Origin of the sequence: Cupriavidus necator (assembly GCF_016127575.1) — a bacterium.
GTDB lineage: Bacteria > Pseudomonadota > Gammaproteobacteria > Burkholderiales > Burkholderiaceae > Cupriavidus > Cupriavidus necator_D.
Genome location: NZ_CP066018.1, coordinates 507,628 through 520,985 on the forward strand (window position 1 = coordinate 507,628; position 13,358 = coordinate 520,985).

The following is a 13,358-nucleotide window of genomic DNA, read 5'->3' on the forward strand; positions in this document are numbered from 1 at the left end:
GGCCGCCGCCTTTTAGTATGTGTTTCTTTTCTGGCAGTGATCATGAAAGTATTGGTTGTCGGCTCGGGTGGACGTGAACACGCGCTGGCCTGGAAATTGGCCCAGTCCCCCAAGGTGCAGGTGGTGTACGTGGCGCCGGGCAACGGCGGGACCGCGCTCGACAAGCGCCTGCAGAATGTTCCGCTGACCGACCCCGAGGTCATCGCCGCCTTTGCCGAGCGCGAGGGCGTGGCCTTCACCGTGGTTGGCCCCGAGGCCCCGCTGGCCGCCGGCATTGTCGATATCTTCCGCGCCAAGGGCCTGCGCATCTTCGGGCCAACCCAGGCTGCCGCGCAGCTGGAATCGTCCAAGGACTTCGCCAAGGCGTTCATGGAGCGCCACGGCATCCCGACCGCCGCTTACCAGACCTTCTCCGACGCCACCCAGGCGCACGCCTACATCGACGCCCAGGGCGCTCCGATCGTGATCAAGGCCGACGGCCTGGCCGCGGGCAAGGGCGTGGTGGTGGCGATGTCGCTGGAAGAAGCGCATACCGCGGTCGACATGATGCTGGCCGACAACAAGCTCGGCGACGCCGGCGCGCGCGTGGTGATCGAAGAGTTCCTGGACGGCGAGGAAGCCAGCTTTATCGTGCTGGTCGACGGCAAGAACGTGCTGGCGCTGGCCACCAGCCAGGACCACAAGCGCCTGCTGGATGCCGACGCCGGCCCCAACACCGGCGGCATGGGCGCGTATTCCCCCGCCCCGGTAGTCACGCCCGCGCTGCATGCGCGCGCGCTGCGCGAGATCATCCTGCCGACCGTGCGCGGCATGGAAAAGGACGGCATCCCGTACACGGGCTTCCTGTACGCCGGCCTGATGATCGACAAGGACGGCAACCTGAAGACGCTGGAATTCAACTGCCGCATGGGCGACCCCGAAACCCAGCCGATCCTGGCGCGCCTGAAGACCGACCTGGTCGATGTGATGGAGCACGCCGTCAACGGCAAGCTCGACAGCATCGAGCTGGACTGGGACCGCCGCACCGCGCTGGGCGTGGTGATGGCGGCCTACGGCTATCCCGACAGCCCGCGCAAGGGCGATGCCATCACCGGCATCCCGGCCGAGACCGACGACAGCGTGACCTTCCACGCCGGCACCACCCTCAAGGACGGCACCCTGCTGACCTCGGGCGGGCGCGTGCTGTGCGTGGTGGGCCTGGCCGACACCGTCAAGGCAGCGCAGCGCGCCGCCTATGCCGCGGTCGAGCAGATCCGCTTCGACGGCATGCAGTACCGGACCGACATCGGCTACCGCGCCATCAAGCGCTGATCCTTCCCGGCAAACGCCGTTCCGGCCGGCATGGCTGATCCGCCTTGCCGGCCAGCTTTGGACCGCGCGACCCGCCGGCCGCCTCAGCCGGTACAATCGTGACAACGCTGTGACGCGCCCGGCAGCCGCCAAGGCTGCCGGGCTGCCCTCAGCCCGGTCCATCCGCTTTCCGCCAACCATGATCGATTCCCAGGCAGTCCGTGCCTATCTGCTCGGTCTGCAAGACCGCATCACCGATGCCATCGGTGCCATCGACGGCCAGCCGTTCCTGACCGACGCCTGGGAGAAACCGCCCACCGAACGCCTGCGCGGCAGCGGCCGCACCCGCATCCTGGAAGGCGGCGCGGTGATGGAGCGCGCCGGCGTGGGCTTCTCGCACGTGAGCGGCGACACCCTGCCGCCGTCGGCCACCGCCAACCGGCCGGAGCTGGCCGGGCGCAGCTTCGAGGCCATGGGCGTGTCGCTGGTGTTCCACCCGCGCAATCCCTATGTGCCCACGGTCCATATGAACGTGCGCTGCTTCCTGGCGCTCAAGCCGGGGGCCGAGCCGGTATGGTGGTTCGGCGGCGGCATGGACCTGACGCCCTACTACGGCGACGCCGGCGACTGCGCGCACTTCCACCGCACCTGCCAGCAGGCGCTGGCGCCCTACGGCGACGACCTGTACCCGCGCTTCAAGCAGTGGTGCGACGAGTATTTCTTCCTGCGCCACCGCAACGAGGCGCGCGGCGTGGGCGGGATCTTCTTCGATGACTTCTCCGCGCTGGGCTTCGAGCGCAGCTTCGCCATGATGCAGTCGGTCGGCGACGCCTTCCTGGACGCCTACCTGCCGATCCTGCAGGCGCGCAAGGACACGCCCTACGGCGAGCGCGAGCGCGGCTTCCAGGCCTACCGGCGCGGGCGCTACGTCGAATTCAACCTCGTGTTCGACCGCGGCACGCTGTTCGGCCTGCAGTCGGGCGGACGCGCCGAATCCATCCTGATGTCGATGCCGCCGCTGGTGACCTGGCGCTATGACTGGCAACCGGAACCGGACAGCCCCGAAGCGGCGCTGTACACCGATTTCCTGCCAGCGCGCGACTGGGCCTGACGCCTGACCTATGGCCAATCCAGCGCAACACCGCAAGCCCGCCGCCGACGCGGGAGAACCGCCGCAACCGTCCGCCCGCCCCTATCGCCTGGGTATCCTGGGCGGCACATTTGATCCTCCCCACGTCGGCCACCTGGCACTGGCGCGGCTGTGCATCGAACACCTTGGGCTGGATGAGCTGGTGTGGATACCCACCGGCCAGTCGTGGCAAAAAGGCGACGACGTGACCCCTGCCGCCGACCGCCTGGCCATGACCGAACTGGCCGCCGCGGCGCTTAGCGACAGCGGCGCCAGAGTCCGCGTGAGCCGCATGGAAGTGGACCGCGCCGGCCCCAGCTACACCATCGACACGGTACGCCAGCTGCGCGCCGAATACGGCCCCGAAGCCTCGCTGTGCTGGCTGATGGGCGCCGACCAGCTGCTGCGCCTGCACACCTGGCACGGCTGGCAGGCACTGTTCGAACACGTGCACCTGTGCACCGCCACGCGGCCGCGCTTTGAGCTGGCGGCACTGGAGGGTCCGGTGCTGGCGGCACTGGCCGAACGCCAGGCTGACACGCACCTGATACAATGCACGCCCTCCGGCCGGATGTGGATCGACCAGACGCTCGCCGTCGACCTGTCTTCCACCCACCTGCGCCAGCGGCTGGCAGCCGGCCAGCCGGCAGATGACCAACTGCCGCCCGGCGTGGCACACTACATTGCCAACCACGGGCTGTACCGCGACGCCCCGGCCAGGGCATGACCGGGGTTGCACCAGTCCCGGCGCCCACCCCCAACCGATCTCAGCTGAACAAGAAGACACCATGGATATTCGTAAACTGCAACGCGCCATCGTCGACGGCCTCGAGGATGTCAAAGCGCAGGACATCAAGGTGTACGACACCAGCCACCTGACTGAACTGTTCGACCGGGTGGTGATTGCCAGCGGGACATCCAACCGCCAGACCAAGGCGCTGGCAGCGTCGGTGCGGGATACGGTGAAGGGAGCCGGCGGCCATATCGTGGCGGTCGAGGGCCTGGAAACCGGCGAATGGGTGCTGGTCGACTGCGGCGACGCCGTGGTCCACATCCTGCAGCCGCAGTTGCGCCTGTACTACAACCTGGAAGAGATCTGGGGCGACAAGCCGGTGCGCATGAAGCTGGCCGCCGGCGGCCGCGGCCTGGCCAAGGCCAGCGAGCCGATGGACGAGGACGAGGACGAGGCCCCGGTGCGCACCGTGCGCCGCGCCAGCAACTTGCGCCCCGCGCTGGCCCGCCTGCCCGAAGGCATGAAGGAGCCGTCGCCGCCGATGGGCCATGAGGACACCGACGCGGACGCCATCGCCACCATCCGCAAGCCGGCCCGCAAGACCGCCACCAAGACGGCAGCGACCAAGACCGCCGGCACCCGCGCCGCGGCGCCGCGCAAGACCGCTGCCGGCACCACCGCGCGCAAGACTGCAACCAAGACCGCGGCCAAGAAGGCCCCGAGCAAGACCGCTGCCAGCAAGAGCGCAGCAGCCAAGCCGGCCGCGCGCAAGCGCACCACCCGCTCGGCCTGAGTCCCGGCGCGCGGCCGCCCGGTGGCCGCGCAGCATGACCCATCCCCTGCCCCATGCAACTGGTGATCGTGGCCGTCGGCCACAAGATGCCCGGCTGGATCGAAACCGGCTTCAGCGAGTACGCCAAGCGCATGCCGCCCGAGCTGCGCATCGAACTGCGCGAGGTCAAGCCCGAAACCCGCTCGTCCAGCAACAACGCCGCCACCGTGATGCAGCGCGAAGCCGCGCGCATCGAGGCGGTGCTGGGCTCGCTGTCGAAGCAATGCCGCATCGTCGCGCTGGATGAGCGCGGACGCGACTTCACCACCGTGCAACTGGCCGCGCAGCTGACCGACTGGCAGCGCGAGGGCGGCGACGTGGCCTTCCTGATCGGCGGCGCCGACGGGCTCGACCCCGCCCTGAAAGCCCGCGCCAGCACCCTGATCCGGCTGTCCAGCCTGACCCTGCCGCACGGCATGGTGCGCGTGCTGCTGGCCGAGCAGCTGTACCGCGCCTGGTCCGTCACACAGAACCACCCCTATCATCGGGCCTGATCCCGGCTGTCGCCGGAAGGCCCCTCCGCCGCGATGCCCGACACCCTGCACGACTATCTTTACCTCGCCTCGCAGAGCCCGCGCCGCCGCGAGCTGCTGACCCAGCTCGGCGTGCGCTACGAACTGCTGCTGGCCGATGACGACGAGGATGCCGAAGCGCTCGAGGCCGTCCAGCCCGGCGAGACCCCCGACGACTACGTCCAGCGCGTCTGCGCGCTGAAGGCCGAAGCTGCGCTGCGCCGTCGCGAACGCCGCGCGCTGCCCGATGCGCCGGTGCTGACCTCCGACACCACGGTCTGCCTGGGCGGCCGCATCCTGGGCAAACCCGCCGACGGCGCCGATGCCGCGGCCATGCTGGGCGCGCTCTCGGGCGGCACCCACCGCGTCCTGACCGCTGTGACGATCGTGTCGACCACGGGCATGCGGCATGCGCTGTCGATCTCAGAAGTCACCTTCCGCCCGATGCAGCCCGCCGAGATCGAACGCTACGTCGCCAGCGGCGAGCCGCTCGGCAAGGCCGGTGCCTACGGCATCCAGGGCCGGGCGGCCGAGTTCGTCGAGCGGATCAGTGGCAGCTATTCAGGTATCATGGGCTTGCCCTTGTTTGAGACGGCGGCGTTACTTCGCCAGGCCCGCCTGCAGTTCTGAGCAGCGCCCTCCGTGCCCAGACAAGACCCGGCCCAGCGCCGGGCCACCCTATACAGCCGGGCCACCGGCGACGCGTTTCACCCGCTATGACTGAAGACATCCTCGTCAACATCACGCCCCAAGAGACCCGCGTCGCCATCGTGCAGCAGGCCGCGGTGCAGGAATTGCATGTCGAACGCACGCTCACGCGCGGGCTGGTCGGCAATATCTACCTGGGCAAGGTGGTGCGCGTGCTGCCCGGCATGCAATCGGCCTTTATCGATATCGGCCTGGAGCGCGCCGCCTTCCTGCACGTGGCCGACATCTGGCATCCGCGTGATGCCGACCGCAACAATTCCACCCCGCAGCTGGCCATCGAGAAGACCCTGTTCGAAGGCCAGGCACTCATGGTGCAGGTGATCAAGGACCCGATCGGCACCAAGGGGGCGCGCCTGTCCACCCAGGTGAGCATCGCCGGGCGCACCCTGGTGTACCTGCCGCAGGACCCGCATATCGGCATCTCGCAGCGCATCGAGGGCGAAGTGGACCGCGAGGCGCTGCGCAGCCGCGTGCAGGGCCTGGTGCCCGACGACGAGCGCGGCGGATTTATCGTGCGCACCATTGCCGAGGAAGCGACCGACGAAGAACTCGGCAACGATATCGCCTACCTGCGCAAGATCTGGGGCGCGATCCGCCAGAACGCCACTACCCTGCCCGCACCCAACCTGCTTTACCAGGACCTGAACCTGGCCCAGCGCGTGCTGCGCGACTTTATCAACGACGCCACCGGCGTGATCCAGATCGACTCGCGCGAGAACTACCAGATGCTGCTGGAGTTCGCCAAGGAATACACCCCGGCGGTGCTGCCGCGGCTGTCGCACTACACCGGCGAGCGCCCGATCTTCGACCTGTTCAATATCGACGCCGAGATCGAGAAGGCGCTGTCGCGCCGGGTGGACCTGAAGTCGGGCGGCTACCTGATGATCGACCAGACCGAGGCGATGACGACCATCGACGTCAACACCGGCGGCTACGTGGGCGCGCGCAACTTCGACGACACCATCTTCAAGACCAACCTGGAGGCGGCCCACACCATCGCGCGGCAGCTGCGCCTGCGCAACCTCGGCGGCATCATCATCATCGACTTCATCGATATGGAGAACGCCGAGCACCGCGACGCGGTGCTGTCCGAGCTGAAACGAGCGCTCGCACGCGACCGCACCCGCATCACGGTCAACAGCTTCTCGCAACTGGGCCTGGTCGAGATGACGCGCAAGCGCACGCGCGAGTCGCTGGCGCATGTGCTGTGCGAGCAATGCCCGGTCTGCCACGGCAAGGGCCAGGTCAAGACGCCGCGTACGGCCTGCTACGACATCCTGCGCGAGATCATGCGCGAATCGCGCCAGTTCAACCCGCGCGAATTCCGCATCCTGGCCTCGCAGGAAGTGATCGACCTGTTCCTGGAAGAAGAAAGCCAGCATCTGGCGATGCTTGGCGACTTCATCGGCAAGCCGATTTCGCTGCAGGTGGAATCGACGTTCCACCAGGAACAGTACGACATCATCCTCATGTGAAGATGCCGGCGCAGGCATGGAAAGGCCCGCTCACTGGCGGGCCTTTCCGCATTCTGGCCGGACTAGGGCCGGATCACGACTTGCGGACTCACCACGAAGGCAGGTTCGGGCTGGTAATACACAGCCGGCGGCGGCTGGTACACGACCGGCCGGTCCTTGCACTTGCGCTCTTCCTTGTACTCGCCGTTGTCTTTCCACTTGCGCTTGATCTTGCAGTTGCCGACCCAGAACTCTTCCTTGTAGTCGCCGCCCTTGTGCCGGCGCGCGTAGCGGTGATCATCATCGTCGTCCCAGTCGTCATCGGCATGGGCGGCGGCGGGGAGGGTGCCAAGGAGCACGGGCAATACGATGAGGGCAACAAGGGCGCGGGGCTTCATTTTGGCGGCGGCGAGCGATGGTTGAGAAAGGCTAGCACGCCGTGTTCCGCATCTGTGTATCAAGCTGTTTACGAACGTAACTGCGCTGCAGCGCCTGCGCGTGTCCGCTAGCGTCCGTCTCCTTACGGACTCGGTGATGGTCCTACTCCAATTCCGTTTGCCATCCGCTATAACTAAGCCAAGGTAGTCAGCGGCATCCGCACGGATGCCGCGCCCGGCTTGCCGCCCCGATGCGGGGCGCGGCCCGGTCGGCAAGCAAGGAGTCCGGCATGAACGCCACGAACCATGGGACCTGTCTGCTGGCCCTTCTGTTGTCGGTGGCGTGCGCGCCATTGCCGATTGTCAAGCGCGCCCCCGCACCGCCGCCCGAGGCGAAGGGCGAAGCAATCGCCGCCGCGCCCAAGGAGCGCGCCACCCCGATCGCGAACAAGACCATCAACATTGCCGCCGCCTGCAAGCGCACCGAGGAAGACGGCTTCCGCGAAGACGCGCTGATGGACGTCAAGGCCAACGAGGTGCGTGCGCTCAAGTGGAAGCTATGGGTATCGCGGCGCGGCAGTTGCGAATTCAACCTGGCCGAGTTCCGCCAGGTCCGCGCGACCCCGCACATCGAACTGCAGGCCATCGACGGCAGCCAGTGCAAGCTGCTGGTGTGGCAGGATCCGCGCCGCGTGACGCTGGCCCATAACCGCTGCGAGAAGCACTGCACGCCCGGCATCTACGAGCAGGCGTGGCCGGTGCTGTTCGACCCAAAGAGCGGTGCCTGCGCCGAGGTGCGCTGAGCCGCTGCGGCATTACTTCGCTTTCGGCACCCGGCCCATCAGGTAGAACTCGTCGTTCGGGCGCATGCTGACGGTGTTGGCCATCCGGTTCGACAAGCCGAAGAACGCCGTGATCGCGGCAATATCCCAGGCATCCTCCTCGGAAAAACCGTGCTCGCGCAGCGCAGCAAAGTCGGCATCGCCCACTTCATGCGACGCCTTGCACACCTTCATCGCGAAGTCTAGCATCGCGCGCTGGCGCTGCGGAATATCCGCCTTCAGGTAGTTCACCGCCACCTGGTCCGCCACCAGTGGCTTCTTCTCATAGATGCGCAGGATCGCGCCATGCGCCACCACGCAGTACAGGCACTGGTTGGCACCGGAAGTCGCCACCACGATCATCTCGCGCTCGCCCTTGGTCAGGCCGCCCTCCTTGAGCATGAGCGCGTCGTGGTAGGCGAAGAACGCGCGGAACTCGTCGGGACGGTGCGCCAGCGCCAGGAAGACGTTGGGGACGAAGCCGGCTTTTTCCTGGACTTCCAGGATGCGGGCGCGGATGTCGTCGGGGAGGTCGGTCAGCGCGGGAACGGGGTAGCGGCTGATGGCGAATGCCGGGTCGGACATGGTGGTCTCCTGTTGGATAGGCGTCATCGATCGTGAGCTTCTGATGCAGATACTAACGGATCGGCATGGGTGTGGCGGGCGCCATGTCGCCCATGCATCGCACGGACACATGTCCCCTGCATAAGGCATACTACGCACCTTCCGAACCAGGCAGGCATACTGCCCACCATACTGTTCCTGATGAAACGTATTCTCATCGTCAAGCTGACCTCTCTCGGCGACATGGTGTTCACCCAGCCGCTGGTCGCGGACCTGCAGCGGGCCTTTCCCGGCGTCAAGATCGACTGGATCGCCGACTCATATTGCGCCGACGTGCCGCGCTGGAATCCGAATATCGAGCGTGTGATTTCCGCGCCGCTGCGCGGCTTCAAGAAATCGCGCAATTGGGCTGGCTTGCGTGCGATCTTCAGCGCGCTGCGTGAACTGCGTCGCGAGAAGTACGATGCGGTGCTGGACGTCCACGGCGTCTACAAGAGCGCCATCGTGACGTTCCTGGCACGCACGCGCAATCGCTATGGCTACCCCGTGGCAGAGTTGGGCGAGAGCGGCGCTCGCTTCGCCTACAACCATGTGTTCCAGCCATTTGTCGAAGAAGATTGCGCGCGGCAGCGGATGCGCCGCGCCGTCAGCCGCGCCCTGGGCTATGAGCTGACCAGGGACATGGACTACGGCCTGGAGATGCCAGCAGACACGCCGGCGCCGGCCGCCAAGGGTCCGTACGCGATGCTGTTCCATGCCACCTCGAGCGAGGAAAAGAAGTGGCCGGTCGCCGACTGGATCAGCGTGGGCAGCGCGATCTCGGCGCGCGGGCTGCGCGTGCTGGTGCCCTGGGGCAACGACGCGGAGCGCAAGGAAGCCGAAACCATCGCCGCCAGCGTGCCCAACGCCGAAGTGATGCCACGCCTGAGCATCACCGGTGTGGCGCAGATGGTAGGCAAGGCATCGCTGGTGGTTGGCATGGACACCGGCTTCGTGCATATCGCCGATGCGCTGCGCCGCCCGACCGTGATCCTGTTCACGACCACGTCGCGCCACCTGTACGGCGTCGATGCGCCGGGCCGCGTGGTCTCGCTGGGCGGCGGCGGCGTGGTGCCGCGGCGGGATCAGGTGCTGGCTGCCATCGATGAAGTGCTGGGCGTGCAGCCGCCCGTCACCTCGCCAAACTGAGCACGAAGGAAACGACAAAGGCCGGCGCAAGCGCCGGCCTTTGTCGTTGGCAGGTCCGTTACCCTTGCTGCGTCGCGAACTGGATCCGGTGCAGCCCGGCGTACAGGCCGTTGGCCGCAAGCAACTGCGCGTGCGTGCCCTGCTCCGCCACGCGCCCGTGGTCCAGCACCGCGATGCGGTCAGCATTCTCGATGGTGGACAACCGGTGCGCAATCACCAGCGTGGTCCGGCCCTTCATCAGTTCCTCCAGCGCCGCCTGGACCTGGCGCTCGGACTCCGAATCCAGTGCCGAAGTCGCCTCGTCCAGGATCAGGATCGGCGCGTTCTTATACAGCGCCCGGGCAATCGCCAGCCGCTGGCGCTGACCGCCGGACAGCTTCATGCCGTTGTCGCCAATATTGGTGTTCAGGCCCTCCGGCAGCCCCTTGACCGTTTCCGTCAGGTAAGCGGCCGCCAGCGCGCGCTCAACGCGGGCCATGTCGATCTCGCGGTCGGATTGCGCGCCATATGCCACATTGGCGGCGACGGTGTCGTTGAACAGCACCACGTCCTGGCTGACGAAGGCAATCTGGTTGCGCAGGTCCTTCAGCGACAACTCGGTCAGCGGCGTGCCATCCAGCAGGATGCGCCCGCCAGTCGGGTCGAAGAAGCGCGGCACCAGGTTGACCAGCGTGGTCTTGCCGCTTCCCGACGGGCCCACCAGCGCCACCACTTCGCCCGGACTGACGCGCAGGTCAATGCCCTCCAGCGCGGCGCGCGATGCTTCACCGTAGCGGAAGCCGACTTGCTCGAAGGCCAGCTCGCCACGGGCACGACCCAGCATCTTGCCACCGTCCTGCGGCTCGATCGGCTCATCGATCAGCCGGAAGATCATCTCGGCTGCGGTGATGCCGCGTGTCAGCGGCTGGTTGATGTCGGTCAGGTGCTTGAGCGGCGAGATCAGCAGCAGCATCGCCATCACAAAGCCGGTAAAACCGCCCACCGTGGTCTGGTTGGCCTGCGCCTGCACCATCGCAATGGTGATGATCACCGACAGCGCCAGCGCGGCCAGGAAGGCCGTGACCGGCTGGTTCAACCCGCCGGCAACCGCCATGCGCATCGAGTAGTTCTTGAGCCGCTCGGCCACGGTGCGGAAGCGGCCCATCTCGTAGGCCTCGCCGCCGTGCAGCTTGACCACCTTGTAGCCGCCCACGGCCTCTTCCACGACATAGGCAGCGTTGTTGGTAAAAGCCTGGTGATCGCGGTTGAGCTTGCGCAGCCGGCGGTTGATCTTCGACATCAGGTAGCCGATCACCGGCAGGATCACCGCCACGATCAGCGTCAGGCGCCAGTTGGTATAGAACAGGTAGATCAGCAGCGCGACAACCGTCAGCGAGTCCCGCACCAGCGTGATAAAGACGCTGGTCAGGATCTGCAGCACCTGGTTGACCTCGAAGATCACGGCGTTGATCAGCGAAGCCGCCGTGTTGCGGTGGAAGAACGACGCCGGCGCCTGCAGCAGGCGCTCGAACATCTGCAGGCGCATCTTCAGCAGCACGCGGTTCGAGATCAGGTTCAGCAGGTAGCCCGAGGCAAACTGCGCCACGCCGCGGATCAGGGCCACGCCGGTCAGGATGGCGGGGACATGCCACAGCGTGCCGGCGTAGTCGCCGCCGAAGCCCTTGTCGAGCAGGTCATTGACAACCTTGGGGATCACCCCTTCGCTGCCCGCAACCACGGCCATGGCGAGGATAGCGCCGATGAAGATGCGTAACTCGGGGCGCAGGTAAGACCAGAGCCGGCTGGCCATGCTGGACGGCACGGCGGCACCTGGCGAAATGGGCGGTTTGGATGTGGTCACTGATATTTCTTGTGTGTGGAGGCGGCGTGCCGGCCCGGCGCTAGCCCGGCCGCTTCTGCCGGGCTACCCGAAGGAAGGGCCTGACGATGAGCTGGAACAGGAAGCGCTGATAGACGTAGCGGCGCAGATAATAGCCGATGCTGCGCTGAGCCTTGTCGGTGGCGTCCAGGTCGGCGCGATGCGTTTCGAGCGACGAGGTCTCGGCCAGCTCGGTCAGGCCGATGCAATATGGCACCACCGCACTGACCGACACCAGGCCCTGCTTTTCGAAGGCCGACCAGTAGTCGGCCGCGCACCACATCGGCTGCAAGCCCGCCAGCAGCCGTCGCGCTGCGGCACGCGTCACCACGTAGCCGTGCGCGCGCCACCATTCGCCGTAGCGCCTGACCAGGCGTCGTTCACCGCCGAGCCTGCGGGCACCCCAGCGGGTGTACTTGTCGACATGGGACAGCAGCACTACCTCGGCCCGGTCCGGATCCAGGCGCGACTCCAGGTCGGCCAGCACGGTTGCCAGGTCGGGGCCAGGCGAAGCATCGTCCTCCAGCACCAGCGCAAAGGCGGCGCCGTCGTCGAGCATCTTGCGGTATACACCGAGGTGGCTCAACCCGCACCCGACCTCGCCCCGGCTCATTGGCCGGTAGCGCGCGGCGGCGGCCGCGGCATCGTACTTGCTGGCCACTTCCTGCTCCGCCAGCACGCGGCCATCCACGGCCCGGAACACCTGGAACGGGATGCCAAGGCCCGCCAGCTGGCCGGAAATGCGCTCCCGGCGTTCCCGCGCGGAGTCGAGATTGATGACGTAGGCGCCGATCATGCGGCCAGCACCAGTGTGTCCAGTCTTGCCCAGATTGCAGCGGGCAACTGAGAGACCAATGCTGCACGCGCAGGCAGAAGGAAGACTTCTTCCATCCCGGCGGAACGGAACAATTGTGCTCGTATCATCAATTTGAGTTTCAGGGAGCGGCCCGCTAGCCGACTCGATGGCATCAGGGTGCGCGGAGGGCGCCATGCGCCAGTGCGGTAGAATACGCGGTCTCGATCCAGCGCCTGGCGCCGTGGGCGACTCCGGCGGCCCGTCGGTCTTGTCCGACCTGCGTGCCTCCCCTATGTTCCATGAGAGTCTCGGCCGTCATCATTACTAGGAATGAAGCTCACAATATCGGGCCATGCCTCGAAAGCGTGTCCTGGTGCGAAGAGGCGATTATAGTGGATTGGGCCAGCACGGATGACACTGTGGCGATTGCGCGTGCCGCCGGCGCCACCGTCATCCAGACCGACGACTGGCCTGGCTTCGGCCCGCAGAAGAACCGCGCGGTTGACGCCGCCACGGGCGACTGGATCCTGAGTCTCGACGCCGACGAACGTGTCACGCCCGCCCTGCGCGACGAGATCCTGGGCCATCTGAAGCGGTCCGACGCCCACGCGCTTGCGCTGCCGCGCCTGTCAGCGTTCTGCGGCACCTTCGTGCGCCACGCCGGCTGGTACCCGGACTATGTGACCCGCGTCTTCCGCAAGGGCCGCGGCCGCTTCACGGATGACCTGGTCCACGAACACCTGAAAGTGGACGACCCGGTCACCCATCTGCGCGAGCCGCTGATCCATTACAGCTACCGCACATTGTCGGACGTGCTGCGCAAGATCGACAGCTACTCCAGCGCAGGCGCGCAGCAGGCCTACGCGCGGGGCAAGCGTAGTTCGGTGGCGTCCGCCGCGGGCCACGGCCTGTGGGCCTTCATCCGGACCTACCTGCTCAAGCGCGGCTTCCTGGACGGCAGCGCAGGCTTCGGCGTGGCGCTGATGAATGCGCAGGCAAGCTACTACAAGTACGCCAAGCTGGCGCAGTTGCAGGCCGACACCGATCTCAAGGCAGCCGCCCCTGAGGTCACCCGTTGAGGCGCCGGCCGCCCCTC

At 66.8% G+C, this 13,358-nt stretch carries 14 protein-coding genes; 10 read left to right on the forward strand and 4 right to left on the reverse strand.

All coding sequences use genetic code 11. The features are described 5' to 3' along the window. Positions 1-42: 42 nt before the first annotated feature. The 7 genes from purD to rng all read left to right on the forward strand — a co-directional run bounded on the left by purD (position 43) and on the right by rng (position 6,679). The gene (gene purD, locus I6H87_RS02440) at positions 43-1,311 is read left to right on the forward strand and encodes a phosphoribosylamine--glycine ligase (protein WP_010812906.1); all 1,269 of its coding nucleotides are present in this window, start codon (positions 43-45) and stop codon (positions 1,309-1,311) included. Between the two features lie 178 nt (positions 1,312-1,489). Further along, positions 1,490-2,401, forward strand: a complete 912-nt coding sequence (gene hemF / locus I6H87_RS02445; protein ID WP_011614789.1) for an oxygen-dependent coproporphyrinogen oxidase — start codon at positions 1,490-1,492, stop codon at positions 2,399-2,401. A gap of 10 nt (positions 2,402-2,411) precedes the next feature. Next, on the forward strand, positions 2,412-3,146 hold the full coding sequence (locus I6H87_RS02450) for a nicotinate-nucleotide adenylyltransferase (RefSeq protein WP_011614788.1): 735 nt from the start codon (positions 2,412-2,414) through the stop codon (positions 3,144-3,146). A 61-nt stretch (positions 3,147-3,207) separates the two neighbouring features. Beyond that, on the forward strand, positions 3,208-3,945 hold the full coding sequence (gene rsfS, locus I6H87_RS02455; RefSeq protein ID WP_010812909.1) for a ribosome silencing factor: 738 nt from the start codon (positions 3,208-3,210) through the stop codon (positions 3,943-3,945). A 53-nt stretch (positions 3,946-3,998) separates the two neighbouring features. Further along, a complete protein-coding gene (gene rlmH, locus I6H87_RS02460) occupies positions 3,999-4,478 on the forward strand; it encodes a 23S rRNA (pseudouridine(1915)-N(3))-methyltransferase RlmH (protein ID WP_011614787.1) in 480 nt (159 codons plus the stop codon). Positions 4,479-4,511: 33 nt separating this feature from the next. Then, positions 4,512-5,126 (forward strand): Maf family protein, encoded by a 615-nt coding sequence (locus I6H87_RS02465; RefSeq protein ID WP_011614786.1) that lies wholly within the window; start codon positions 4,512-4,514, stop codon positions 5,124-5,126. A gap of 86 nt (positions 5,127-5,212) precedes the next feature. Continuing rightward, complete coding sequence (gene rng, locus I6H87_RS02470) at positions 5,213-6,679, forward strand: ribonuclease G (protein ID WP_010812912.1); 1,467 nt, start codon at positions 5,213-5,215, stop codon at positions 6,677-6,679. Between the two features lie 62 nt (positions 6,680-6,741). On the opposite strand, the gene I6H87_RS02475 is transcribed toward rng, so the two are convergent. Next, positions 6,742-7,056, reverse strand: a complete 315-nt coding sequence (locus tag I6H87_RS02475; RefSeq protein WP_011614785.1) for a hypothetical protein — start codon at positions 7,054-7,056, stop codon at positions 6,742-6,744. Positions 7,057-7,325: 269 nt separating this feature from the next. On the opposite strand from I6H87_RS02475, the gene I6H87_RS02480 reads away from it, so the two are divergent. Next, a complete protein-coding gene (locus I6H87_RS02480; RefSeq protein WP_010812914.1) occupies positions 7,326-7,838 on the forward strand; it encodes a hypothetical protein in 513 nt (170 codons plus the stop codon). A gap of 12 nt (positions 7,839-7,850) precedes the next feature. On the opposite strand, the gene I6H87_RS02485 is transcribed toward I6H87_RS02480, so the two are convergent. Further along, entirely contained in the window at positions 7,851-8,441 is a 591-nt protein-coding gene (locus I6H87_RS02485; protein ID WP_010812915.1) for a peroxidase-related enzyme, read from the reverse strand. A 180-nt stretch (positions 8,442-8,621) separates the two neighbouring features. Between I6H87_RS02485 and waaC the strand changes: the two genes are divergently transcribed. Then, positions 8,622-9,608, forward strand: coding sequence for a lipopolysaccharide heptosyltransferase I (gene waaC, locus I6H87_RS02490; RefSeq protein WP_011614784.1), 987 nt, complete (start codon positions 8,622-8,624; stop codon positions 9,606-9,608). A 58-nt stretch (positions 9,609-9,666) separates the two neighbouring features. On the opposite strand, the gene msbA is transcribed toward waaC, so the two are convergent. Together msbA and I6H87_RS02500 are read right to left on the reverse strand one after the other, a co-directional pair. Then, entirely contained in the window at positions 9,667-11,397 is a 1,731-nt protein-coding gene (msbA, locus tag I6H87_RS02495; RefSeq protein WP_174549456.1) for a lipid A export permease/ATP-binding protein MsbA, read from the reverse strand. Positions 11,398-11,488: 91 nt separating this feature from the next. Continuing rightward, a complete protein-coding gene (locus I6H87_RS02500; RefSeq protein WP_010812918.1) occupies positions 11,489-12,262 on the reverse strand; it encodes a glycosyltransferase family 25 protein in 774 nt (257 codons plus the stop codon). Positions 12,263-12,561: 299 nt separating this feature from the next. Here I6H87_RS02500 and I6H87_RS02505 point away from each other — a divergent pair, with 299 nt between their 5' ends. Further along, a complete protein-coding gene (locus I6H87_RS02505; RefSeq protein WP_037023915.1) occupies positions 12,562-13,341 on the forward strand; it encodes a glycosyltransferase family 2 protein in 780 nt (259 codons plus the stop codon). The last annotated feature ends 17 nt before the right edge of the window (positions 13,342-13,358 follow it).

What these genes read in the sequence shown, in the direction of transcription:
- rsfS (WP_010812909.1), top strand. Translation starts at nt 3,208, where the DNA reads ATGGATATTCGTAAACTGCAACGCGCCATCGTCGACGGCCTCGAGGAT.
- rlmH (WP_011614787.1), top strand. Translation starts at nt 3,999, where the DNA reads ATGCAACTGGTGATCGTGGCCGTCGGCCACAAGATGCCCGGCTGGATC.
- I6H87_RS02505 (WP_037023915.1), top strand. Translation starts at nt 12,562, where the DNA reads ATGAGAGTCTCGGCCGTCATCATTACTAGGAATGAAGCTCACAATATC.
- msbA (WP_174549456.1), bottom strand. Translation starts at nt 11,397, where the DNA reads ATGGCCAGCCGGCTCTGGTCTTACCTGCGCCCCGAGTTACGCATCTTC.
- waaC (WP_011614784.1), top strand. Translation starts at nt 8,622, where the DNA reads ATGAAACGTATTCTCATCGTCAAGCTGACCTCTCTCGGCGACATGGTG.
- I6H87_RS02500 (WP_010812918.1), bottom strand. Translation starts at nt 12,262, where the DNA reads ATGATCGGCGCCTACGTCATCAATCTCGACTCCGCGCGGGAACGCCGG.
- purD (WP_010812906.1), top strand. Translation starts at nt 43, where the DNA reads ATGAAAGTATTGGTTGTCGGCTCGGGTGGACGTGAACACGCGCTGGCC.
- I6H87_RS02485 (WP_010812915.1), bottom strand. Translation starts at nt 8,441, where the DNA reads ATGTCCGACCCGGCATTCGCCATCAGCCGCTACCCCGTTCCCGCGCTG.
- I6H87_RS02450 (WP_011614788.1), top strand. Translation starts at nt 2,412, where the DNA reads ATGGCCAATCCAGCGCAACACCGCAAGCCCGCCGCCGACGCGGGAGAA.
- hemF (WP_011614789.1), top strand. Translation starts at nt 1,490, where the DNA reads ATGATCGATTCCCAGGCAGTCCGTGCCTATCTGCTCGGTCTGCAAGAC.
- I6H87_RS02480 (WP_010812914.1), top strand. Translation starts at nt 7,326, where the DNA reads ATGAACGCCACGAACCATGGGACCTGTCTGCTGGCCCTTCTGTTGTCG.
- I6H87_RS02465 (WP_011614786.1), top strand. Translation starts at nt 4,512, where the DNA reads ATGCCCGACACCCTGCACGACTATCTTTACCTCGCCTCGCAGAGCCCG.
- rng (WP_010812912.1), top strand. Translation starts at nt 5,213, where the DNA reads ATGACTGAAGACATCCTCGTCAACATCACGCCCCAAGAGACCCGCGTC.
- I6H87_RS02475 (WP_011614785.1), bottom strand. Translation starts at nt 7,056, where the DNA reads ATGAAGCCCCGCGCCCTTGTTGCCCTCATCGTATTGCCCGTGCTCCTT.